The organism is Cellulomonas persica, from assembly GCF_007989825.1.
Lineage (GTDB): Bacteria > Actinomycetota > Actinomycetes > Actinomycetales > Cellulomonadaceae > Cellulomonas > Cellulomonas persica.
The window spans coordinates 1-20,680 of record NZ_BJUA01000005.1 but is presented as its reverse complement, the minus strand read 5'-3'; the positions used below and the strand labels follow the sequence as shown (position 1 = coordinate 20,680).

18 protein-coding genes are annotated in these 20,680 nt (G+C 73.5%); 9 read left to right on the top strand and 9 right to left on the bottom strand.

Annotation, left to right across the window (positions count from 1 at the left end; all coding sequences use genetic code 11):
- Positions 1–79 precede the first annotated feature (79 nt).
- Complete coding sequence (locus CPE01_RS06090; RefSeq protein WP_146805765.1) at positions 80–883, top strand: class I SAM-dependent DNA methyltransferase; 804 nt, start codon at positions 80–82, stop codon at positions 881–883.
- A gap of 33 nt (positions 884–916) precedes the next feature.
- Here CPE01_RS06090 and CPE01_RS06085 read toward each other — a convergent pair whose 3' ends face one another.
- Complete coding sequence (locus CPE01_RS06085; protein ID WP_146805764.1) at positions 917–1,450, bottom strand: DinB family protein; 534 nt, start codon at positions 1,448–1,450, stop codon at positions 917–919.
- Positions 1,451–1,564: 114 nt separating this feature from the next.
- On the opposite strand from CPE01_RS06085, the gene CPE01_RS06080 reads away from it, so the two are divergent.
- Together CPE01_RS06080 and CPE01_RS06075 are read left to right on the top strand one after the other, a co-directional pair.
- On the top strand, positions 1,565–3,556 hold the full coding sequence (locus CPE01_RS06080) for an ABC transporter ATP-binding protein (RefSeq protein ID WP_146805763.1): 1,992 nt from the start codon (positions 1,565–1,567) through the stop codon (positions 3,554–3,556).
- Positions 3,553–5,379, top strand: coding sequence for an ABC transporter ATP-binding protein (locus CPE01_RS06075; protein WP_146805762.1), 1,827 nt, complete (start codon positions 3,553–3,555; stop codon positions 5,377–5,379). Before CPE01_RS06080 ends, CPE01_RS06075 begins: the two co-directional genes overlap by 4 nt.
- Positions 5,380–5,433: 54 nt before the next feature.
- On the opposite strand, the gene CPE01_RS06070 is transcribed toward CPE01_RS06075, so the two are convergent.
- The 4 genes from CPE01_RS06070 to CPE01_RS16890 form a co-directional block, all read right to left on the bottom strand.
- Positions 5,434–7,029, bottom strand: coding sequence for an Ig-like domain repeat protein (locus CPE01_RS06070; protein WP_146805761.1), 1,596 nt, complete (start codon positions 7,027–7,029; stop codon positions 5,434–5,436).
- 415 nt (positions 7,030–7,444) lie between these two features.
- Positions 7,445–7,717: a DUF7218 family protein gene (locus tag CPE01_RS06065; RefSeq protein WP_146805760.1), complete on the bottom strand. Its 273-nt coding sequence runs from the start codon at positions 7,715–7,717 to the stop codon at positions 7,445–7,447.
- Between the two features lie 83 nt (positions 7,718–7,800).
- On the bottom strand, positions 7,801–8,853 hold the full coding sequence (locus CPE01_RS06060; protein ID WP_146805759.1) for a zinc-dependent alcohol dehydrogenase family protein: 1,053 nt from the start codon (positions 8,851–8,853) through the stop codon (positions 7,801–7,803).
- Between the two features lie 252 nt (positions 8,854–9,105).
- Positions 9,106–10,968: a glycoside hydrolase family 11 protein gene (locus CPE01_RS16890; protein WP_146805758.1), complete on the bottom strand. Its 1,863-nt coding sequence runs from the start codon at positions 10,966–10,968 to the stop codon at positions 9,106–9,108.
- 654 nt (positions 10,969–11,622) lie between these two features.
- On the opposite strand from CPE01_RS16890, the gene CPE01_RS16885 reads away from it, so the two are divergent.
- Positions 11,623–12,327, top strand: a complete 705-nt coding sequence (locus CPE01_RS16885) for a helix-turn-helix domain-containing protein (protein ID WP_146805757.1) — start codon at positions 11,623–11,625, stop codon at positions 12,325–12,327.
- Between the two features lie 168 nt (positions 12,328–12,495).
- Here the strand turns inward: CPE01_RS16885 and CPE01_RS06045 are convergent, their stop codons facing one another.
- Both CPE01_RS06045 and CPE01_RS06040 read right to left on the bottom strand, forming a co-directional pair.
- A complete protein-coding gene (locus CPE01_RS06045; RefSeq protein ID WP_246783792.1) occupies positions 12,496–13,089 on the bottom strand; it encodes a ClpP family protease in 594 nt (197 codons plus the stop codon).
- Positions 13,090–13,091: 2 nt separating this feature from the next.
- Entirely contained in the window at positions 13,092–13,733 is a 642-nt protein-coding gene (locus CPE01_RS06040) for a ClpP family protease (RefSeq protein WP_146805755.1), read from the bottom strand.
- Positions 13,734–13,947: 214 nt separating this feature from the next.
- Here CPE01_RS06040 and CPE01_RS06035 point away from each other — a divergent pair, with 214 nt between their 5' ends.
- The 3 genes from CPE01_RS06035 (at position 13,948) to CPE01_RS06025 (ending at position 16,498) form a co-directional block, all read left to right on the top strand.
- A complete protein-coding gene (locus CPE01_RS06035; RefSeq protein ID WP_307723678.1) occupies positions 13,948–14,358 on the top strand; it encodes an NUDIX hydrolase in 411 nt (136 codons plus the stop codon).
- A gap of 40 nt (positions 14,359–14,398) precedes the next feature.
- Positions 14,399–14,707 carry an antibiotic biosynthesis monooxygenase family protein gene (locus CPE01_RS06030; protein ID WP_146805754.1) on the top strand — a complete coding sequence of 103 codons (309 nt, stop codon included), beginning with the start codon at positions 14,399–14,401 and terminating at the stop codon, positions 14,705–14,707.
- 162 nt (positions 14,708–14,869) lie between these two features.
- On the top strand, positions 14,870–16,498 hold the full coding sequence (locus tag CPE01_RS06025) for a glycoside hydrolase family 88 protein (RefSeq protein WP_246783772.1): 1,629 nt from the start codon (positions 14,870–14,872) through the stop codon (positions 16,496–16,498).
- A gap of 272 nt (positions 16,499–16,770) precedes the next feature.
- Here the strand turns inward: CPE01_RS06025 and CPE01_RS06020 are convergent, their stop codons facing one another.
- On the bottom strand, positions 16,771–17,346 hold the full coding sequence (locus CPE01_RS06020) for a GNAT family N-acetyltransferase (RefSeq protein ID WP_146805753.1): 576 nt from the start codon (positions 17,344–17,346) through the stop codon (positions 16,771–16,773).
- 277 nt (positions 17,347–17,623) lie between these two features.
- On the opposite strand from CPE01_RS06020, the gene CPE01_RS16385 reads away from it, so the two are divergent.
- Entirely contained in the window at positions 17,624–17,761 is a 138-nt protein-coding gene (locus CPE01_RS16385; protein ID WP_186811431.1) for a hypothetical protein, read from the top strand.
- 82 nt (positions 17,762–17,843) lie between these two features.
- On the opposite strand, the gene CPE01_RS06015 is transcribed toward CPE01_RS16385, so the two are convergent.
- Positions 17,844–19,454, bottom strand: coding sequence for an HNH endonuclease (locus tag CPE01_RS06015; RefSeq protein WP_146805752.1), 1,611 nt, complete (start codon positions 19,452–19,454; stop codon positions 17,844–17,846).
- 179 nt (positions 19,455–19,633) lie between these two features.
- Here CPE01_RS06015 and CPE01_RS06010 point away from each other — a divergent pair, with 179 nt between their 5' ends.
- On the top strand, positions 19,634–20,455 hold the full coding sequence (locus CPE01_RS06010; protein ID WP_146805751.1) for an alpha/beta fold hydrolase: 822 nt from the start codon (positions 19,634–19,636) through the stop codon (positions 20,453–20,455).
- Positions 20,456–20,680: the final 225 nt, after the last annotated feature.

Here is a 20,680-nt window from a genome sequence, read left to right as displayed (position 1 = left end):
ACCGCAGGTCGGCGCGCGGGCGTCCGACGTGGGAGTAATCGCGTTGACCGTCATGCGGTCGCGTGAGGATCGTCGGCGCATGACCACTGCGCACGACGCGTCGTCGGACCACGGGACGGACGCCGCACCGGACCCCGTCGCCGACGGCTGGGACGACGAGGCCGCGGCCACGTACGACACCCCGGGTGAGGGGATGTTCGCGCCCGAGCTGCTCGACGCGACCGTCGACCGCCTCGCGGCGCTCGCGGACGGCGGCCGCGCGCTCGAGCTCGCGATCGGCACCGGGCGTGTGGCCGTGCCGCTCGCGCAGCGCGGCGTGCGCGTGGCGGGCATCGACTACTCGCCCGCGATGGTCGCCGTGCTGCGCACCAAGCTCGACGAGGACGCGCTGCCGGTGGCCGTCGGGGACATGACGCGCGTGCGCGTCCCCGGGTCGTTCTCGCTCGTGTACGTCGTCTACAACCCGATCTCGAACCTGCTCACGCAGGACGCGCAGGTCGCGTGCTTCCGCAACGCCGCGGCCCACCTCGAGCCGGGCGGGCGGTTCGTCGTCGAGCTGTGGGTGCCCGAGCTGCGCACGCTGCCGCCGGGTCAGGGCGCGACGGTGTTCGGGACGGCGCCCGGCTACCTCGGCGTCGACACGTACGACACGCTCGCGCAGCAGGTCGTCTCGCACCACGTGTGGTTCGGCGCCGAGCACGCGCAGCCCGCCCGGCGGGCGCGGATCGGCACGAGCCGCCACCGGTACGTGTGGCCCGCGGAGCTCGACCTCATGGGCCGGCTCGCGGGCTTCGAGCTCGAGAGCCGGGACGCGGACTGGTCGGGCGCGCCGTTCACCGCCGAGTCACGCTCGCACGTCTCGGTCTACCGACTCACGCGCTGACCGGACGTCCTCGCGCGCGCCAGGGCGCGTCCCTCACTCGCCGGTGAGGCCGTCGATGGACTCGCGGATGAGGTCGGCGTGGCCGTTGTGGCGGGCGTACTCCTCGACGAGGTGCACGAGGATCCAGCGCAGCGAGATCTCCTCGCCGGTCGCGCGGTCGCGGCGGACGGCGGTCGCGTCGAGCCCGCGCGTGCGCAGGACCTCGCCGACGAGCTCGTCGGACCGTTCCACCGTGCTCACGAAGCGCCGACGGAGCTCGTCGGGCGACGACGTGACGGCGGCCGTCCACTCCCAGTCCCGGTCGGCGTCCCAGTCGGCCGACGCCCACGGCTCGGCGGGCGGGTTGCCGTGCAGCACGATGCTGCACCAGACGTCCTCGACGTACGCGAGGTGGTGCAGCAGCCCGCCGAGCGTCATCGTCGACGGCTCGAGCCGCGTGGCGAGCTGGGCGGCGTCCAGGCCGTCCGCCTTGGTCAGCAGCGTGCGCCGGTGGAAGTCGACGAACCCCAGGAGGATCGCGGCCTCGTCGCCGGACGTGGGCGGGTCGGTGCGTTCGGTGGTGATCACCCGACGAGGCTACGGCCGCGGCCCTGGTCGATGACCGACATGCGAAATACGGTGGCGGCTGCGGGCGCCCCTGCGGGAGCGTTCCCAGGCTGACGACGACGTGCGGGGGAGCGGATGGCCGGGCAGGACGACGAGCGCGGGCACGACGAGCGCGGGCAGGACGACGAGCGCGGAGAGGGCGACGAGCGCGGGCAGGGCGCGAGCGCACCGGCGACGTGGCGGCGGTTCGCGCGCGAGCGGGTCGCGCAGCGGCGGTTCGCCGCGCGCCAGCTCGCGGAGCTGCGCGGCTACGCGGGTCGCGGCCTCGTCGCCGGTACCGTCGCGGTGCACCTCGTCGCGGGCCTCGCGCCGGTCGCGTTCATGCTCGGCACGGGTCTCGCGCTGCGCGACCTCGGGAGCGACGCCGCGATCGGCTGGCTCGCGCTGGCTGCGGGGGCGTTCCTCGTGCAGCAGCTCGTCGCGCCCGTGCAGCTCGTGCTCTCGCGCCGCGTGCAGCGCCGGGTCGACGCCGCGTGCATCGAGCGCCTCGCCACGTTCTCGCTGCGCGGGGCGTCGCTCGCGGGACTCGAGCGGCCCGAGGTCGCCGACCGGCTGAGCCAGGCCGACGAGGCGTTCGAGCAGTGGACCCTCACGCCCGGGGCGGCGGTCGAGGGCGCGCTCGCGCTCACCGCGCGGTACACGCAGCTCGTCGGCTCGCTCGTCGTGCTGACGTGGGCCGCGGGACCGTGGGCCGCGCTCGCGGGCGCCCTCGTCGCGATCATTGCGCGGCTCGGCCAGACCGAGGCGTTCCACCGCTGGGGCGACGTGATCCGCTCGCTCGCGCCGCTGCGTCGTCGTGCGAACTACGTCCGCGAGCTCGCCACCGGGACGCGCGCCGCCAAGGAGATCCGCACGCTCGGTCTCGTCGACTGGCTCGACGACCGCTACGTCGCCGAGAACCGCGCCGTCCTCGACACGCTGTGGACGCGCCGCCGCGCGGTGTACGGCGCGCCGTTCGTCGCCTACACGGTCGCGGCGCTGATCGGCTCGGTGATCGGTCTGCTCGTCGTCGCGCGCGCCGACGTGGACGTCGCGGCGGTCAGCGTCGCGGTGCAGGCGCTCATCCTGTGCGGCCGGTTCGGCGTGATCTTCCCCGAGTCGGACGTCAAGCTCGTCTACGGGCGCGGCGCGTGGCAGGCGCTGCTCGAGCTCGAGGACATCGCGCGCCGCACGGGCCCCGAGCCCGCCGCCGCGGCGCCCGGCGCGCGGCTGACGCCGCAGCGCAGCGTCCGGCTCGACGACGTGCGGTTCGGCTACACGACCGACCGCGCGGTGCTCGACGGCCTCGACCTCGACCTGCCCGTCGGCACGTCCACCGCGCTGATCGGCGTCAACGGCGCCGGCAAGACGACCCTCGTCAAGCTGCTCACCGGCATGTACACGCCGCAGTCCGGTGCAGTCCGGATCGACGGCGAGGACCTGCGCACGCTCGACGTCGACGCATGGCAGGCCGCGTTCGCGATCACGTTCCAGGACTACCTGCGTTACGAGCTGCCGTTGCGGGAGAACGTCGCGATGGCCGCGATCGCGCACCGCGACGACGACGAGGGCATCCGCGCCGAGCTCGAGCGCGTGGGCCTCGGGTCGTTGCTCGCGGAGCTGCCCGACGGCCTCGACACCCCGCTCACGCGTGCGCTGCCCGGCGGCCGTGACCTGTCCGGCGGGCAGTGGCAGCGGCTCGCGCTCGCCCGCGCGCTGTTCGCGGTGCGGCACGGCGCGTCCGTGCTCGTCCTCGACGAGCCCACCGCGCAGCTCGACGCGCGCGGCGAGGCCGAGTTCTACGACACGTTCCTCGAGCTCACGCGCGGCGTCACGAGCCTGGTCATCTCCCACCGGTTCTCCACGGTGCGGCGCGCCGACCGGATCGTCGTCCTCGACGGCGGACGCGTCACCGAGGCCGGGACGCACGACGAGCTCGTCGCGACCGGTGGGCAGTACGCGCGCATGTTCGACGTGCAGGCGCGGCGCTTCGCCGACGAGGCGGGTGCCGGTTCGCCCGACGAGCCCGACGACCCGTTCGACCACAGCGCGGCCGCGGGTGCGGGCGCGACGGGAGGTGCGCGATGAAGGACGTGGCGTTCTGCCTGCGCCGGCTGCTGGGTGTCGCGTGGCGCCTCGACCGTCGCCGCTTCGTCGTCGGCGCCGGACTGCTGCTGCTCGGGGCGATCGCGACGCCCGTCGTCGCGATCGGCGCCGGACGGCTCGTCGACCACGTGGTCGCCGCCGACGTGTCCGGGGCGAGCGTGTGGGCCGTCGTCGTCGCTGTCGCGCTCACGGGCGACCTCATGCTCGGCCACTTCGCGCACCTGTACTACTTCGAGCTCGCGGAGCAGACCGAGGAGCACTTCAACCGCGAGCTGCTGCACCTCGTCAACGGCAGCGACCACCTGGACCGCACCGACGACCCCGCGTTCGCGGACCGCGTCGACCTGCTGCGCCAGGACGTCATGCAGATGCGCGCGACCGTGCAGACCGGGCTGCAGCTCGGCGCGACCGCGGTGCAGGTGCTGCTCACCGCGGTGGTGCTCGCAACCGTCTCGCCGTGGCTGCTGGTCCTCGCCGCGTTCGCCGTGGCGCCGGTGGTGCTGGGCCGACGCGCCGAGTCCGCGCTGCAGGAGGTGCGTGAGGAGCAGTCCGCGACCACGCGCTCCATCCGCTCGCTGCGCCGCCTCGCGACCAGCCCGGCCTCGCAGAAGGAGATCCGGCTGGGCGGCGGCACGGACTTCCTGCTCGCGCGCCAGCGCACGCTGCTCGACACGTACGACGACGCCATGGGCCGTGCCGACACCCGCTACGCGCTGCTGCGCGCGACCGGGCAGATCGTGTTCGGCGTCGCGTACGTGGCCGCGGTGCTCGGCGCGTTCTGGCTCGCGCGCGAGGGACGGGCGAGCGTCGGACAGGTCGTCCTGACCATCACGCTCGCCACGCAGCTGTCCGTGCAGATGTCCGCGGGGATCGAGATGCTCGGGTCGGTGCACCGCGCCGCCGCCGGACTGCGCCGGTTCCTCGCGCTCGAGGCCGAGGTCGCCGCCGACCGCGACGCCTCGTCAGGCCGCACTTCCTCGTCGGCCGGAACGCCGAGCCTCGATCGGGACCGCGGGCTGCCCGACGACCTCAGCGACGGCATCCGCCTCGAGGGCGTCACGTTCCGGTACCCGGGCACCGAGGCGACCGTGCTCGACGGGATCGACCTGCACCTGCCCGCCGGGACGTCGGTCGCGCTCGTCGGCGAGAACGGCGCGGGCAAGTCCACGCTGCTCAAGCTGCTCGCGGGTCTCTACCGACCCACGCAAGGGCGCGTGCTCGTCGGCGGCGCGGACCTCGCCACGGTGGCACCCGCCCGGTGGCGCGAACGCACCGCGGCGCTCTACCAGGACTTCGCGCGCGTCGAGCTCACGCTGCAGCACAGCGTGGGGATCGGCCGGCTCGCGGACGTGGACGACGAGGGCGCGGTCGCCGGTGCCGTGCGGCGGGCGGACATCGGCGAGCTCGCCGACGCCCTCGGTCCGCAGGACGTCGTCGGCACCGGGTACGCGCCCGGGCGTGACCTGTCCGGCGGTCAGTGGCAGAGCCTGGGCTTCGCGCGCACGCTCATGCGCGAGGACCCCGAGCTGCTCGTGCTCGACGAGCCCGCGTCCGCGCTCGACGCACTCGCCGAGCAGCGGCTCGTCGACGCCTACCAGGCGACCGCGGCGCAGGTCGCGACGACCGTGGGCGGCGTCACGGTGTTCGTCACGCACCGGCTGTCCACCGTGCGGCTCGCCGACCGGATCGTCGTGCTCGACGCCGGACGCGTCGTCGAGCACGGCACGCACGCCGAGCTCGTCGCCGCCGACGGCCCCTACGCCCGCCTGTGGGCCCTGCAGTCCCGCGCGTACGCGAGCTCCTGAACCGCTCGCGTGGGGACCTGGTCAGCCGTGCGTCGTCACCGCGGGCCCGCGTCGCTACTCGCGAGGGCGGGGCTGCGGCCCGGGTAATCCGGCGTGCACGGAGTGGAGCGTGCTGCTCCCGCTGTACGTCGCGGTGAAGCCGCTGCCCGCGACGAGGTACGGGACCCTGAACGTCACGGTCTGAGACTTCTTCTTCCCGGTGAGCTTCGCGGTGGCCACCAGCTTGTTGGCCCCACCGCGCGTGAGCCGGACCGTCCCGGCCACGGGCGTCGCCGCGTTGATCTTCACCGAGATCGTCCCGGTCTCGTAGATGTAGAAGTTCGAGGTCCGCACCCGTATCGAGGGCCAGCCGCGCGTGACCCGTTGCGTCACCCCGCTCGACGAGGCTCGAAAGCCGCTGTCCGGCCGGAACGCCACGGTGTACCGGTTCTTGCCCACACCGGCCAGGCGTGGCGTGGTGAGCGTCGTGGTCACGTCACTCGTGACGCGCTCGGAGGCGATCAAGCGCGTGCCGTCCAGCAGCACGACCCGGCCCTTCACGGGCGCGAACCCGCCGTTGGCGCGTGTCACCGCCACGGTGACGGTGCCGGGAGAGCCAAACGTGTTCGTCGAGCCACTGACGGCCACGACCGTCGGAGCCGGGCGCTGGTCCCGGGGGATCAGCACGACGTCGGTCGTCCTGACAGGGACCGCTCGCTGGGTGACGCGCTCGTCGTCGACGACCGCTGAGATGTCGTAGCACCAGCCCGTCTCGGTGGCGAAGGCGAACGTGCCGTCCGAGCCGGACGTGGTGCGGACCTTGGTCGTCGGCTCCACGACGACACCCGTGGTGCAGTCGACGGCCACGCCCGTCACCGTGTGGGACGTCGCCGGCCGCCCGTCGCGGCTCCGCACGTGGCCCCGCAACCAGCTCGGGTAGCCGGGGCCCGGGTCGGCGCCCCGCGGAAGGTCCCCCGTCACCTTCACAGTGAGCGTGTCGCGGGAGCTCAGGACGTCCCAGTGCCCGCTGAAGACGAGCGTGAGCATGTGTGTTCCCGCAGCGAGAGTCGGGAGGGTGATCCGAGCGACGGCGTCGTCGTCGATCGCCTGAGCGGCGAGGACCGTCGACCCCTCGAGGACGGTGACGGTCCCCGAGGGATGGCGTGAGCCCCAACGTCGAGCCACCACCCTGGCCTTCACGGCCGTGAATCCCGCGGTGCTGCGGATCGTCGACGCGTACACGGTGCTCGGCGTCGTGCCGCCCTCCCTGAGGGTGACCTCGCGACCGGCGTAGGGGGAGCGACCGTTCCCCCGAAGGTTCACATAGGTCCGGTACCGCCAGCCCGGCCGCGCGGGTACGGAGAACCGGCCCCGGCCGTCGGTCGTGGCTGACATGGACTCCCACTCCGGCGTCGGACCGGCCGGGGCCAGGTCCGCAACCGCGCTGACGTCAGCACCCGGGATCGGCCGGCCCTGACGGTCCTTGACGGCGCCCGTCAGCGGTGCGCCCGCGCTCATCGTCAAAGTCGGCAGCACTCCGGTGCTCGACGTGATCTCGAAAGGCTCCGACGTGACGCCGAAGTAGCCGTGGTAGTCGGTCGACAGCACGAGCCGGTAGCGTCCCGGCGGCACGTACGAGTGGAACACGTACGCGTCCCGGATGACCTCCACGCAGCCTTCACCGTAGACCGCTCCCACACGGACCAGGCAGACGCTCGCCGACCCGTCGAGGCCAGGTTCGCGCACCAGCCGCCCGACGAGGTAGCCGGTCTCCGACGCGTGTGCGGGTGGCACGAGAGTGAGCGCGCAGGCCGCCACGACGACCGCCGCGAGCGCTCCGCGCACCCGCCGGACCACGGCGCTCCCACGATCTGGCACAGCCCACCCCCCGTCGCCGCACGGCAGGTCCGCGCGAGCGCGAGCGTAGTGGCTGGCTGATGACGACCTGCCGCGGACCGCAGCGGTCACCCGTCCGGAGCATCAGCAGCGGCCGGCCCGCGCAGGCGAGGACGGGGCGGGTCGTGCCGTCAGGCTGGTCCTGTCACGTGCTCGTCGCGCCGGACGACGGCGCGACGTCGTCCGTGGGTCAGTGGTTCCGGAGGGCGTCGACGAGCTGGGACTTGGTCATGCTCGACCGGCCGTCGATCTCGAGCTCGGAGGCGCGCTTGCGCAGGTCCTTGACCGTCCAGTCGTCGTACGAGCCCGACTCGCCGCCCTTCTTCCCGACGGCCTTGCGCCCGCGTGCCGCAGCGGCATTGGCGATGCGGGCCGACTTCCCCTTGCTGTTGCCCTCGTCGCGCAGCGACTCGTAGAGCTCCTTGTCCTTCACGCTCGGACCGGGGTCACGTCGTCCAGGCATGGTGCCTCCTCGTCGTTCGGACCTCCACGCTAGGCACGGCGACGACGAGGCTGCATCCGGAGCCGGGCGGGAACCGCCGGATGTCAGGGGCGCAGGAGGACCTTCGTCGCGCGGCGCTCGTCCATCGCGGCGTACGCCTGCGCGACCTCGTCGAGCGGCAGCTCCAGGTCGAACACGACCCCGGGGTCCAGGCGACCGTCGAGGACCTCCGGCAGGAGCTCCTCGATGTACCCGCGCACCGGCGCGACCCCACCGCGCACGCCCACGTTCGAGTTGAACATCGTCCGCACGGGCAGCTCGGGCCCGCCCGCTGGCACGCCGACGAAGCCGACCTGACCGCCCGGCCGCGCGGAGCGCAGCGCCTGGTCCATCGACTCCTTGGTGCCGACGCACTCGAGCACCACGTCCGGGCCGACCCCGTCGAACATCTCCTTGAGCCGCGCCACGCCCTCGTCACCGCGCTCCGGTACGACGTCCGTGGCGCCGAGCGTGCGCGCGAGCGCCTGCCGGGTCTCGTGCCGGGACATCGCGACGACGCGCGACGCTCCGAGCCTCCGGGCGGCGAGCACCGCGCACAGCCCCACGGCGCCGTCGCCGACGACCGCGACCGTCGACCCCTCGCGCACCCCGCCCTGCAGCGCGGCGTGGTGACCCGTCCCCATCACGTCGGACAGCGTCAGCAGCGATGGGAGCAGCTCGTCGGACGGCAGGCCGCCCGGGACGACGACGAGCGTGCCGTCCGCCAGCGGTGCGCGTACCCGCTCGCCCTGCCCGCCGTCGGCCGAGCTGCCCGGACCGTCGTGGCTGCCCCACCAGCCGCCGTTCCGGCACGACGTGCTCACGCCGTTGCGGCAGTTCACGCACGTGCCGTCGCACACGTAGAACGGCGCGATCACGAAGTCGCCGACCGCGACGCCCGTGACCTGCGAGCCGACCTCCTCGACGACGCCCACGTACTCGTGCCCGATGCGCGTCGGCTGCCGGGTCGGCTCGACGCCCCGGTACCGCCACAGGTCCGAGCCGCACACGCACGCCGCGACGACCCGCACCACCGCGTCCGTGGGGTGCTGGATGACCGGGTCCGGGACCTGCTCGACCCTGACGTCCCGGGCACCGTGGATCACCGTCGCGCGCATCGTCGTCCTTCCGTCGTGCCTGCGTGCTGGCGCCCAATGTACGAGCCCGCGGCGCCGCCGGCCCTGGGACCAGGCGGAGTTTCCGTGCCCCGGAGCGGAGCACGGACCGCGCGCGACGAGGGCCGCGGTGCCTGGTGGCTGCCGCGGCCCTCGCCGGGTGGTGCGTCCGCCATCGGGATCGTCGCCGATCTCGTCGGACGGGTGGTGCTGCTGCCTGCTAGGCCGGCTCGCCGGTCAGCGGGCGGTGCAGGTTCAGCGGGCGGTGCAGGTGGCGCTCGGGATCGACGTGTTGCCTCCCGAGTAGTACGTCACCCCGAAACTCTGGCTGCCGCTCGAGGTGAACGTGTTCCCGCTGCGGGTGGCGTTCCACGAGTTCTGGATCGACTGGCCCGAGCCCGGGTTGACGGTCACCGACCAGCTGGACGCGCCGGACACCGTGTAGGTGACGTTGAAGCGGTCGGACCACGACTCGGCCCGGGCCGCCGTGACGGTGCACGAGCCACCGCCGGTGTTGCCACCGTTGTTGCCGCCGTTGTTGCCACCGGTCGACGGGGCGACAGCGCGGCCCGTGCTCGGCGAGATGGTGCCCGTGCACAGGTTGCGCGACTTGAGGTCCTGCAGGATGCCCGGCAGGGCCTGGATCGTGGCAGCCGGCCAGTCGTGCATGAGGATGACCTGGCCGTTGGTGAGCCGGCTCGCCGCGCTACGGATGGTCGACGACGACGCGTTGTTCCAGTCGGTCGAGTCGACGTCCCAGATGATCTCCGTCAGCCCGAGCTGCTGCTCGACCTGCTTGAGCGTGCTGTTCGTCTCGCCGTACGGCGGGCGGAACAGGTTCGGCGTGACACCCGCGGTCTGCTGGATCACCTGCTGGGTCCGGGACAGCTGCGACTGCACGTCGTTGTAGCTCATGTTGATCAGGTGCGGGTGGTCCCACGAGTGGTTCCCGATGGTCAGGCCCGCGTTCTTGTAGGCCTGCATGAGCGATGCGTTGTTCTGGGCGTTCTGACCGGTGGGGAAGACCACCGCGGTCGCGCCGTTGCCCGTGAGCGTGTTGATGAGCTGCGTCGTCGTGCCCGAGTTCGGGCCGTCGTCGAACGTCAGGGCGACATAGCCGGCGGTGCAGGTCCATCCGTTCCCGCCGCCGGTGTTGCCACCGTTGTCGCCCCCGGTGTTCCCACCGTTGTTGCCTCCGTTGTTGGAACCGGAGGCCGTGCAGCTCGCCGACGGGACCGACGTGTTGCCGCCCGAGTAGTACGTCACGCCGAAGCTCTGGTTGCCGCTCGAGGTGAATGTGTTCCCGCTGCGGGTCGCGTTCCACGAGTTCTGGATCGACTGACCCGAACCGGGGTTGACGGTCACCGACCAGCTCGTCGCGCCGGACACCGTGTACGTCACGTTGAAGCGGTCGGACCACGACTCGGCGCGCGTGGCCGTGACGGTGCAGCCGTTCGAACCGCCGTTGTTGCCGCCGTTGTCACCGCCGCCGTTGTTCCCGCCGTCCGAGGTGCCCGTGCCGACGGTGATGTTCGACGAACCCGAGGACTGGTACCCCTCGGTCGCGAGGATCTGGTAGTCGTGCGTGCCGAGGTTCATGCCCTTGGACGCCCACGCGTCGAAGTGGTTGCCCGCGGTGATGGTGCCGCCGGTCCGCTTCTGCTGGCGCACCGACCAGTACTGGTAGAACGTCGACGTGCCCTCGATCGACGGCTGGTTCACGCGCTGCGTCCGGTAGATGTCATAGGTGCCGCCGTCGGAGTTGACGGTGCCCATGAACGTCCCGGTCGGGCGGTAGGTGCCCCAGTTGTCGACGATGTAGTACTCGATGAGCGGACCGCGGGTCCACCCGTAGAGCGTCAGGTACGCGTTGCCGGACGGGTTGAACTGACCCGAGTAGGACACCGCGCGACGGGTCCCGGTCTGCCAGCCCTTGCCGGCGACGAAGTTGCCCGTGTTGGACCACCGGGTCGAGTAGTTGCCACCCGAGCCGAGGTCCATCGAGACCGTCCCCTGGGAGTCGGTCCAGAACGAGTAGTAGTACCCGTCGTGAGTGCCGGTCGAGTTGGTCGACACCGCTGAGGCAGGGGTCGCGACGGCCAGACCCGCCGCAGCCATCACGGTGGCCGTCCCGAGGGCCAGCCAGGCGCGCAGCGTTCGACGACCGTGTCGCCGCCCGCGCAGAGAGAAACTATCGGACACTGCTGCACTCCTTGGAGTGGGGATCGGCCGCGCTCCGCCTCCCCGCACGGGGGCGGAGCGCGGGCCCGACGAGCCGTCGGGCTGTCACGGTCTTCGCCCTGGTCGGTGCTCCGACAGCAGGATGTAAACCGTTATCGAGCGAGTGTGAGCGCGGGTCCGCCAGGCGTGGAACGGGTGGTGCCGAATCCGAACCGATTAGTGCGGATCGGGACCGGTTGCGTGAACGCGCACTCGAAACTGTCGAAACCGCGCAGGCCGTCGGTGCACGGAGAGGGGCGCCGCCGCGCCGATCCTGGAGCGCGCTGCCTGGCCTCTCGGCGTGCGTGCGACTCCGGCCGATGCTCGGCACCGCGCGCCCGGCACCCGACGCTCGCCATGCGCCCGGCACCCGATGCTCGCCGCGCGCCCGGCACCCGACGCTCGCCCCTCGGCCGCGGGCGCGCCTCGTCCGCTCGGGCTTTGTCCTGGTGCTGGCTTGGGCTTGGGCTTGGGCTTGGGCTTGGGCCGGGGCCGGCTCTGCTGTGAGCGGAACGCCTTCGACGGTCCCGACCCCGCAGCTAGCGTCGGCTCATGGGAGCAGGCGCGACGACATCGCTGCACAGTGACCGCGCGACGCGCACGGCCTGGCGCCGTCGGTGGCGGTGGCGCGACGCGGTGGGCGCGGTGCTCCGGACGACGAGGCTCGACGCGGGGCTCCGGCTGACCGACGTCTCCGCGCGCGCCGGCGTCTCGACCCAGTACCTCTCCGAGATCGAGCGCGGCCGCAAGGAGGCCTCGTCGGAGGTGCTCGAGGCCGTGACCGGTGCGCTCGAGCTGTCGCTCGCCGACCTCGCGCTGCGGGTCGCCGAGCTCCTCGAACCCGAAGCCCTCGCACCCGTCGCCCTCAGGCCCACCGCCCTGCCGCCCAGCGCCCTCACGTCCAGCGCCCTCGCGCCCGCTGCCTCCGCGCCTGCTGTCGCCGCGCCCGGCGCCCTCGTGCCCGCTCCCGCCGCCCGCAGTGCCCGCACGCCCGGCGCCCCCGTGCCCGCCGTCGGCGCCCGCGGTGACCTCGCACGGTCGTCGCACGCAGGCGCATCCGGCCGCGTCCGCGTCGGTGCTGCCGAGCGTCGCGTGGCAGGTCTGGCGACGCTGCCGCGACGAGCGCGGACGGGCGTCGTGCTCGACCTGACGGCGGCCCGCGACGCGGCGGGTGCGACCGTCTCGTCGTCGCCGACGGTCATCCCGGTCCGCGGCGCGGACGCCGATGCCCGCGCGGTCACGCTGCTCGCGGCCTGACGCTCGTCGTCGCCGACGGTCGTCCCGGTCCGCGGCGCGGACGCCGATGCCCGTGCGGTCACGCTGCTCGCGGCCTGACGCTCGTCGTCGCCGACCGTCATCCCGGTCCGCCTGCTCGCGATCGGACCGACCCTCGGGCGGCCCCCGGACGGCCGTCGGACGCGCACCTCAGGCGGCGGACCGACCCAGGTCGTCGCGGTCGATGACCTGGTCGGCGAGGCCGTACTCGACCGCTTGCTGAGCGGTGAGCACGAGCGCGCGGTCGGTGTCCCGACGCAGCGTCTCGACCGACCGCCCCGTGTGCCGTGCGAGCACCTCCTCGAGCTCGGACCGGACCCGCACGATCTCGTCGGCCGCGAGGATCAGGTCCGGCACGTCGCCGCGCGCCTGCGTCCCCGGCTGGTGCAGGACGATGCGCGCGTGCGCGAGCATCGACCTCTGGCCGGCGGCGCCGCCTGCGAACAGCACTGCCGCGTCCGCCGCGGCCCGGCCCACGCACGTCGTCGTGACCGTCGGTCGCACGTACTGCATCGCGTCGTAGATCGCGAGCATCGCCGACGGCGACCCACCCGGTGAGTTCACGTACAGGTCGATCCGGGCGTCCGGGTCGGCGGACTCCAGGTGCAGGAGCTGCGCGACGACGACGTTCGCGACCTCGTCGTCGATGGGTGACCCCAGGTACACGATGCGGTCCGCGAGCAGCCACGAGTACACGTCGAGCGAACGCTCACCACCAGGCACCTTCTGCGTCACGTAGGGGATGATCACCGCGCACCTCCTGCACCCGGCGCGACCGACGGCGCGCCGAAGCCCGTGGGCGTGCCGAACCACGGCAGCACCTGCGCCACGTCGTCGACCACGCGGTCGACGAACCCGTACGCGAGCGCCTCGTCGGCCGTGAACCAGCGATCGCGCTGGGAGTCCTCCGTGACGCGCTCGACCGGCTGACCCGTGTCCTGCGCGATCAGCCCCAGCACGGTGTCGCGCGTGTGGCGCAGGTCGTCGGCCTGCAGCTCGACGTCCACCGCCGTCCCGCCGATGCCCGCCGAACCCTGGTGCAGCAGCACCCGCGCGTGCGGCAGGGCTGCCCGCTTGCCGCGTGCGCCCGACGACAGCAGGAACTGCCCCGCGCTCGCGGCCCAGCCGATCGCGATCGTCGCCACGTCGCACGGCACCAGGTTCATCACGTCGCGGATCGCGAGCATCGCCGGCACCGAGCCGCCCGGTGAGTTGATGAGCAGCGTGATGTCGCGGTGCGGGTCCTCCGCGGCCAGGACCAGCAGCGCCGAGCACAGCCGGTTGCCCAGCTGCTCGTCCAGCGCGGTGCCCATGAGCAGCACCCGCTGGTGCAGGAGGCGTTGCGCCAGCACCTCGTCGTACTCGGTCTTCGTCGTCGTCTCGCTCATGCCGCCACGCTCGCACCGCTGCCGGTCGATGGTCGGTCGGTGCTGCCCACGGCGGATCTGCCGACGGCGGACCGGTCGAGGGCGGGTGGGTCGGGGCCGCGTGGGTGGCGGTTGGCTGGATATGCGTGATGGGGACGGGCGGGTAGATCCCGTGGATCGATCGAGGGCCCGGTGCGCACCAGGCGCCTCGGCGCGGAACCTACGATGGCTGACCGTGACCCAGGACGTGATCCAGGTGAGCGCCGTCGTGCTGCGCTCACCCGCCGGTGAGGTGCTGACCGTGCGCAAGCGCGGCACGGCGAGGTTCATGCTCCCCGGCGGCAAGCCCGAGCCCGGCGAGACCGCCGCGCAGACCGCGCTGCGGGAGTGCGCCGAGGAGGTCGGCGTCGAGCTCGATCCCGACGCCTTGCTCGAGCTCGGCACGTTCTCCGCAGCGGCCGCGAACGAGGCGGGCCGGCGCGTGCGCGGGACGGTCTACGTCCACCCTGCGGTCGTCGCGCCCGTGCCCTCGCGGGAGATCGCCGAGGTGCGGTGGCTCGACCCCGACCTGGACCCGCTGCCCGACGACCTCGCTCCGCTGCTCGAGCACCAGGTGCTGCCCGCGCTGCGCACGCACGTGCTCTGACACCCCGCCGCCGGCACCGGCCGGGTGCCAGGAAGAGCCGGTGATCCTGGAGCATGCGGTGCTGGACGTCGTCCCCGGCCAGCAGGAGGAGTTCGAGGCGGCCTTCGACGAGGCGCGGCACATCATCGCGGCGATGCCCGGCTTCCGGTCGCTGCGGCTCGAGCGGTGCCTCGAGCGACCGACGCGGTACCTCCTGCTCGTCGAGTGGGACTCGCTCGAGGCGCATACCGTCGGTTCCCGAGGATCGCCGGAGTACCAGCGGTGGCGCGCGCTGCTGCACCGCTTCTACGACCCGTTCCCGACCGTCGAGCACTACAGCAGGGTCCTGGTGGCCGACCCTTCGGCCTGACCGGTCGGGCCGCCGCGCGCGACGGCACGGGTGTGGTCGGCGCCCCTGAACCGGCCCTTCGTGCCAGGTCTGTCCGGATCTTCCCATCGATGACACGTGTCACTACTCTGAGCGCGGGGTTGCAGTGTCGCGGCCCGCACCGCCCGTCGGAGGGGACCTGCGATGACGAACGACCCGCACGCCGGCATCGACGAGCTCTCGGCGACCGGGCCCGCGCGGGCGGGCCTGGCTCAGGCCGGGACCAGCGCCCTGGCGGGCTCCACGCCCACGCACCGCTCGTCGTCGGCCGGCAGCCCAGGTGGTCCGGTGCCGTCGGCTGCGGTGCTGGGTCGTCGTTCGTTCCTCGCGCTCTCGGGCGCCGCCGTCGCGGTGGCCGTCGGCGCGAGCGGGGCGCTCGCCGGCACCGGACGGGCTTCCGCCCTCCCGGCGGGCCGCGCCGGCTCGTCGTCGGGAGGGGCGGTGGGCCATCCCGGACCGGCGCGACCCGCGCCAGGACGGCCGGGGCCGGGGCGGCCGGGTCACGGTCATCACCCCGCCGCCGCGCAACGTGCCGCGGTGGCGTTCCTCCAGTCGGCGACCGACGCGTACCCGACGCTCAACGCCGGTCCGCGGCTCGCGCAGTCCTACGCCGACGAGCTCGGCCTGTTCAGCACCGCGTTCGTCTACGACACCGCGCTCGCGGTCCTCGCCCTGCTCGCCGACGGCCGGCGGTCCTCGCTCGCCACCGCGAAGACCTTGGGTGACGGCCTCGTCTACGCGCAGGAGCACGACCCGGCGTTCGACGACGGACGCCTGCGCCAGGGCTACAACGTCGGGCCGTACACGTTCTACGACGGCAGCCTCCAGCCGTACGGCTTCGTGCTGCCCGACGGGAACGCGAACATCGGCTGGCAGTTCGGGTTCCTCGGGACGGCCGTCGGGGACATGGCCTGGCCCGGCCTCGCGCTCGCGCAGCTGTATGGCGTGACGCGTGATCGCCGGTACCGCGACGCCGCAGTGCGCATCGGCGAGTGGATCACGACGAACACGTGGTCGACGAAGCCGCTGGGCGGGTTCTCGTTCGGCGTCGACGGCGGCAACACCCCGGTCCCGAACGGCTCGACCGAGCACAACATCGACTGCGTCGCGTTCTTCACGATGCTGAAGACGGTCACCGGCGACAAGAAGTGGACCAAGGCCGCCGCGCACGCCCGCGCGTTCGTCGACCGGATGTGGTCACGCCGCGACGGGTGGTTCTGGACCGGGACCAACGACGGAGTCGAGATCAACCGCTCGCCCGTGCCGCTGGACCCCGCGACGTGGAGCTGGCTCGCGCTGCGGGAGCGCTCGTACGCGGGCGCCCTGGACTGGGCAGGCCGTGCGCTCGCCACGACCGACGACGCCGCTGCCGACACCTCGCAGCTCCCCGACGGCGAGCGGGTCTCGGGCGTCACGTTCTCGACCGCGAGCCTGACCTCGACCGCGCAGTACAACGGGATCACCGTGCACCCGCAGGGCGTCTGGCTCGAGGGGACCGGCCAGCTCGCGACGGCGCTCGCCGACCGGCACCGCCGCGGCGACAACTACACCTCCCGCGCGCTGCTCGAGCAGATCCGGCACGCGCAGCACGCGCTGGGTGGCGGTCAGCACCTCGGCGGCGTCGAGGTCTCCGGAGGCGTGGTCGCGGCGTCGTCGCTGCTCGACACGGGGTTCGGCTTCGGCTACTTCCAGGTGCAGCACGTCGGCGCGACGTCCTGGTTCGTCTTCGCCTCGACCGCCACGAACCCGATGCGCTGGGGTGGCCTGCGCTGATGCCGAGCGCTCGAGCCCGGTCGACGACGAGCGTGAGGACGCCTGGTGAAGTCGTCGAGCGGAGGCCCGGTTCGGTTCGGTCGGCGAGGTGCGGAGGGGGTCCCGATCCTGCCGACGACGAGCGGGAGGGATGCTGGCCTGCGCTGACGCCACCGCGCGCCGGATCGGTGCGCCGCGCCCGGGCGCGGCCCACCCGCCGGTGACCTTGGGACGGCCCGACGAGCAGCCGGCACAGGGCTCTCCGGGTCGGCGGACCTCGAATCCCGCTGCGATCAGGCGGGCGCGACCGTGCGGAGCATGACGCAGTGGTTCTTGCCCTTCGGGCGGTCGTAGCTGAAGCCTGCACGCTCGAACAGCGACCGCGTCCCGTTGTAGAGGAACGACGCCGACGTGCGCTTGCCCGCGGTGTCCTGCGGGTACGACTCGACGACGCCGCCGCCAGCCGCCGCGATGAGGTCGAGCGCGCCCTGCAGCGCGATCGCCGAGGTGCCCTGTCTGCGGTACCGGCGGTCGACGAAGAAGCACGTGATCCGCCAGTCCGGCAGGTCGACCAGGGCCTTCTCGTCATCTCTGCGGTGCTGGATCTCCGGGAGCTCGTCGGGCGTCCCGTACTGGCACCACGCCACGGCCTCGTCGCCGTCGACGACGAGCGCCGCGTGCGCCAGACCGTCCCGCACGAGCCGCTCCTTGAGGGCCCGGTTGCCCTCGGCGGACACCCGCTTCTCCGCGCAGTCGGGGTGGAAGTACACGCACCAGCACCCGCCCCACACGCCGTTGTGCCGCTCCGCGAGACCCGCGAACAGGTCCCACGTGGTCGCATTGAGCGCCTGCACGGTCAGCTTCCCCATCGCGACCACCTCCTCGTCGAAGCCTGGCACCGGCCCCTGACATCCGCTCCGGTTGCGGGGTTGCGCGGCCCGGGTGAGGGTGGTTCGGCCGGTCACGTTCGACGAGGAGCGGGCCGGTGCCCCGACGACGGGCGGTCCCCCCGCCGCCCGCGCCGGGACCGCCACAGATCCCCACTCCCACCGGCCCGCACGACGACCGACCTGCACTACGACGACCTGCACTACGACGACCTGCACCGCGACCGACCGGCACCGCCGGGCCCGACCAGGAGGACCGATGACCGCGACGCCATCCCCCGCCCGCCAGCGCGCCGCTCTCGCCGACCTGCTCGCGCACCGCACGCTCGCGGTCGCCGCCGTGCTCGTCGGAGCCGTCGGCGGTGTGCTCACCGCTCTCGCGGCCACCGCCGTCTGAGCGGACCGCACGGCCGCGCAGCTGGTGCAGCCACGGCCCGCGGCTGCGCGCGCGTGTCGCGGCCATGCTGGGCGGCGGACGGTCATGCCGAGGCAACGTTGCGCTCCTCGGACACGGCCGCAGGAACGGCAGGGGAGATGAGACTGCCGGGCGGCTCACACATGCCAGCACCAGGCATCGGTGCCGCCGGCGTCCGCTGCATCGGCGGCCGGATGAGGGCGTCGGTGTTGCCCGCGCACCCGGGTCCGTCGGTTGAGCTGACGCCCGCGTCGCCGGGAGGCGCCACCCGGCGCTCGCGTGCGGCGGCATGCGGTGCCGGATTACCTCGAGGCTCGGACCGGACGGTGCCGTCTGGTCGCGTGAACCGGTAGCGGGCGCGCGTGAGCGCGAACGCGCTGGCCTGCTCACAGCCTGGATCCGCGGCACCTGGCGGTGGCGGTTCAAGCCGCTCGACGTGCAGCGACTCCTGGTGCACCACGTGGTGGTGGAACGAGCACAGGAGCGCACTGTTCTCGATGCTGGTGACCCCGCCGTCTCGTTCCCACCACTCGATATGGTGCCCTTCGCACCACCGGGCGACCGCGTCGCAGCCGTTCCACGCGCACCCGCCGTCGCGGGCGACGACTGCTCGCCGCACCTCGTTGGTGATGAGGCGCGTGGTGCGCCCGAGGTCCACGGGCGTGCCCTGTGCGTCGACCACGATGCGCGTGAGCGCGCTGTCGCACACGAGCTGGGCGACGGCGCTCGGAGGCAGAGGCCGACCGTCCTCGTCGGTGACGGGCGGCAGGCCGCGCAGGCGCTCGGCGAGCGGGGTGCGGTCGCCGCTGCGCAGCGCAGCGGTGAGGGCGAGCCAGGTGGGCTCGGTGACGATCACCGAGACCTGCGGCGGCACCACGGCACCTGCGGCGTTCTTCGGCGAGGCGAGCAGGTCGGTGGCCAGCGTGTCGAGAGCGTCCGCCCGGCGCTGCTCGGACGTCCGCTCGTCGTCCGCCGACGGCCGTCCCGCCACCGACTCGAGCGCGCGCCGCAGGCGGGCGCCGGCCTGGAGGTCGAGCAGGCCTTTGACGTAGGTGCCGTCGGCGGTGTCGGTGAGCCAGAGGTGCCGGTTCGCGCGCTGCACGGCGAGCCCGCGCTCGAGCGACACCGGGTCGACCTGCGCGACCATGCGGTCGACCGCTCGCGCGTACTCACGGCCGTCGAGCGAGCGCCCGAGCGCGACGAGCGTCCCCTGCGTGTCCGGCGCCGCGAGGAACGCGGCGACGTCCGGCGTGCCGCGTGCCGCGACCTTCGCGATGACGTCCACGTGCGTGGGTGAGATCTCGGAGTCGAGGAGAGCCTGCTCGACGGCGGGCATCTGGGTCAGCGTCGCCGCCTGGCGGAGCTCGGCGCCCGCGGTGGTCGAGCCGGCCCGCGACGTCCGGGCCCGCCACGCGCTCACGTTGCGGTCACCACGCCTGGCCCAGTCGCGCGACTCGTCGACCGCGGCCAGCACGCGAGCGCGGGCCGCCGTCAGGGCAGCACTTGCCGCGTCGATGGCGGCGAGCCGGTCGCGACGAGAGTCCGCGGACCATGTGGACGCACGCGCGGCCTCGTCGGCCGCACGCCGTGCGACAGTGACGAGGAGCTCCCAGCCCGGGGCCTCGTCGTCACGCCCCGCACCCAGCGCCGAGCGCGCGACCGTCGTCACCGCCATGCCACGCACCTCCCTCGTCTGCCGGAACCCGAACCGGGCATCTCGTACAAGCGTACGAAGACGCAGCACGCGCGGGGCGGCCCCGGCAAGATCTGTGGACAACGAGGAGTCAGCCCGTCCAGGAGGGATCGACGCACGAACCGTGCCGGTGAGATCGCACCGGCGGGTACGGTCGGCGCGTGAGCACGACGGCCCGGCACCCAGCGGCGCTGACCTGGCACCGGGAAGGCGGGACCGGCGAACCGGCGGTCGTCCTGCCTGGCGGCCCGTGCCGCGGCGTCGAGTACCTGGAGGGCCTCGCGGGCCTCGCCGACGACCGCTCGCTCGTCGTGCTGCACCCGCGTGGCGCCCCGACGAACAGCGCGCCCTCGCGCGGGTGGTGGACCGACGCCGACGACGTCGTGGCGCTCGCGGACCACCTGGGACTCGCGTCGGTCGACGTCGTCGCGCACTCGGCCGGGACCCGGCTCGCGCTCGCCCTCGTCGCGCGCCACCCCGCGCGGGTGCGGTCGCTGCTGCTCGTCACGCCGTCCGCATCCTGGCTCACGGGCACGCCCTCCGACGCCGACGAGCTGCTGCTCGCTCGCCACGACGACGTTGCCGCCGCGGCGCTCGACGCGATGGCGGCGCCCGCGCCCGCCGACGAGGCCGAGTTCCAGCGGCAGCGTGAGCTCGTCGCGGCGGGCTCCTACGCGCGCTGGACCGAGCGTGAGCAGCGCCACGCGCGCGTCGGGGAGCAGTCGCTCGCAGCCGTGACCGCCTGGTTCCAGGGTGTGCCCGACGACGCCGCCGAGCAGGTGCTTGCCGCTCAGCCGCCGCCGACGCTCGTCGTCGCCGGCGCGCAGGACGCGCTGTCCGGCCGCGCACCCGTCACCGCGTACGCCGCGGCGCTGTCCGCCCCGGTCGCCTGGATCCCGGACTGCGGCCACTACCCGTGGGTCGAGCAGCCTGAGGTCTTCCGCGCCATCGCTGCGGAGTGGCTGCGCCGCCGGAGAGCCTGAGGCGGCGCCCTTGGCTCGCGCGCGGTCGCGCGATCGTCGTCCGGACCTCCTGGGCCGCGACCGCCGGGGCCGTCCGCACTGCTGAGCAGGCCGACGACGCCCTGCACGGCCGCGCGGCCCTCGCGGGGTCCGCCGCGCCCGGGACGCGTGCAGCGGTCAGCGGCGGGTCGGGGCGTCCGGGGCGGGGAGATCGTCGGGGGAGGCCCAACCCGTCGCCTCGAGCGG

Excerpts from the sequence above, each read along its gene's own strand:
- CPE01_RS06090 (WP_146805765.1), top strand. The coding sequence starts at position 80 with ATGACCACTGCGCACGACGCGTCGTCGGACCACGGGACGGACGCCGCA.
- CPE01_RS06080 (WP_146805763.1), top strand. The coding sequence starts at position 1,565 with ATGGCCGGGCAGGACGACGAGCGCGGGCACGACGAGCGCGGGCAGGAC.
- CPE01_RS06075 (WP_146805762.1), top strand. The coding sequence starts at position 3,553 with ATGAAGGACGTGGCGTTCTGCCTGCGCCGGCTGCTGGGTGTCGCGTGG.
- CPE01_RS06065 (WP_146805760.1), bottom strand. The coding sequence starts at position 7,717 with ATGCCTGGACGACGTGACCCCGGTCCGAGCGTGAAGGACAAGGAGCTC.
- CPE01_RS06060 (WP_146805759.1), bottom strand. The coding sequence starts at position 8,853 with ATGCGCGCGACGGTGATCCACGGTGCCCGGGACGTCAGGGTCGAGCAG.
- CPE01_RS16890 (WP_146805758.1), bottom strand. The coding sequence starts at position 10,968 with ATGGCTGCGGCGGGTCTGGCCGTCGCGACCCCTGCCTCAGCGGTGTCG.
- CPE01_RS16885 (WP_146805757.1), top strand. The coding sequence starts at position 11,623 with ATGGGAGCAGGCGCGACGACATCGCTGCACAGTGACCGCGCGACGCGC.
- CPE01_RS06040 (WP_146805755.1), bottom strand. The coding sequence starts at position 13,733 with ATGAGCGAGACGACGACGAAGACCGAGTACGACGAGGTGCTGGCGCAA.
- CPE01_RS06025 (WP_246783772.1), top strand. The coding sequence starts at position 14,870 with ATGACGAACGACCCGCACGCCGGCATCGACGAGCTCTCGGCGACCGGG.
- CPE01_RS06020 (WP_146805753.1), bottom strand. The coding sequence starts at position 17,346 with ATGGGGAAGCTGACCGTGCAGGCGCTCAATGCGACCACGTGGGACCTG.
- CPE01_RS16385 (WP_186811431.1), top strand. The coding sequence starts at position 17,624 with ATGACCGCGACGCCATCCCCCGCCCGCCAGCGCGCCGCTCTCGCCGAC.
- CPE01_RS06015 (WP_146805752.1), bottom strand. The coding sequence starts at position 19,454 with ATGGCGGTGACGACGGTCGCGCGCTCGGCGCTGGGTGCGGGGCGTGAC.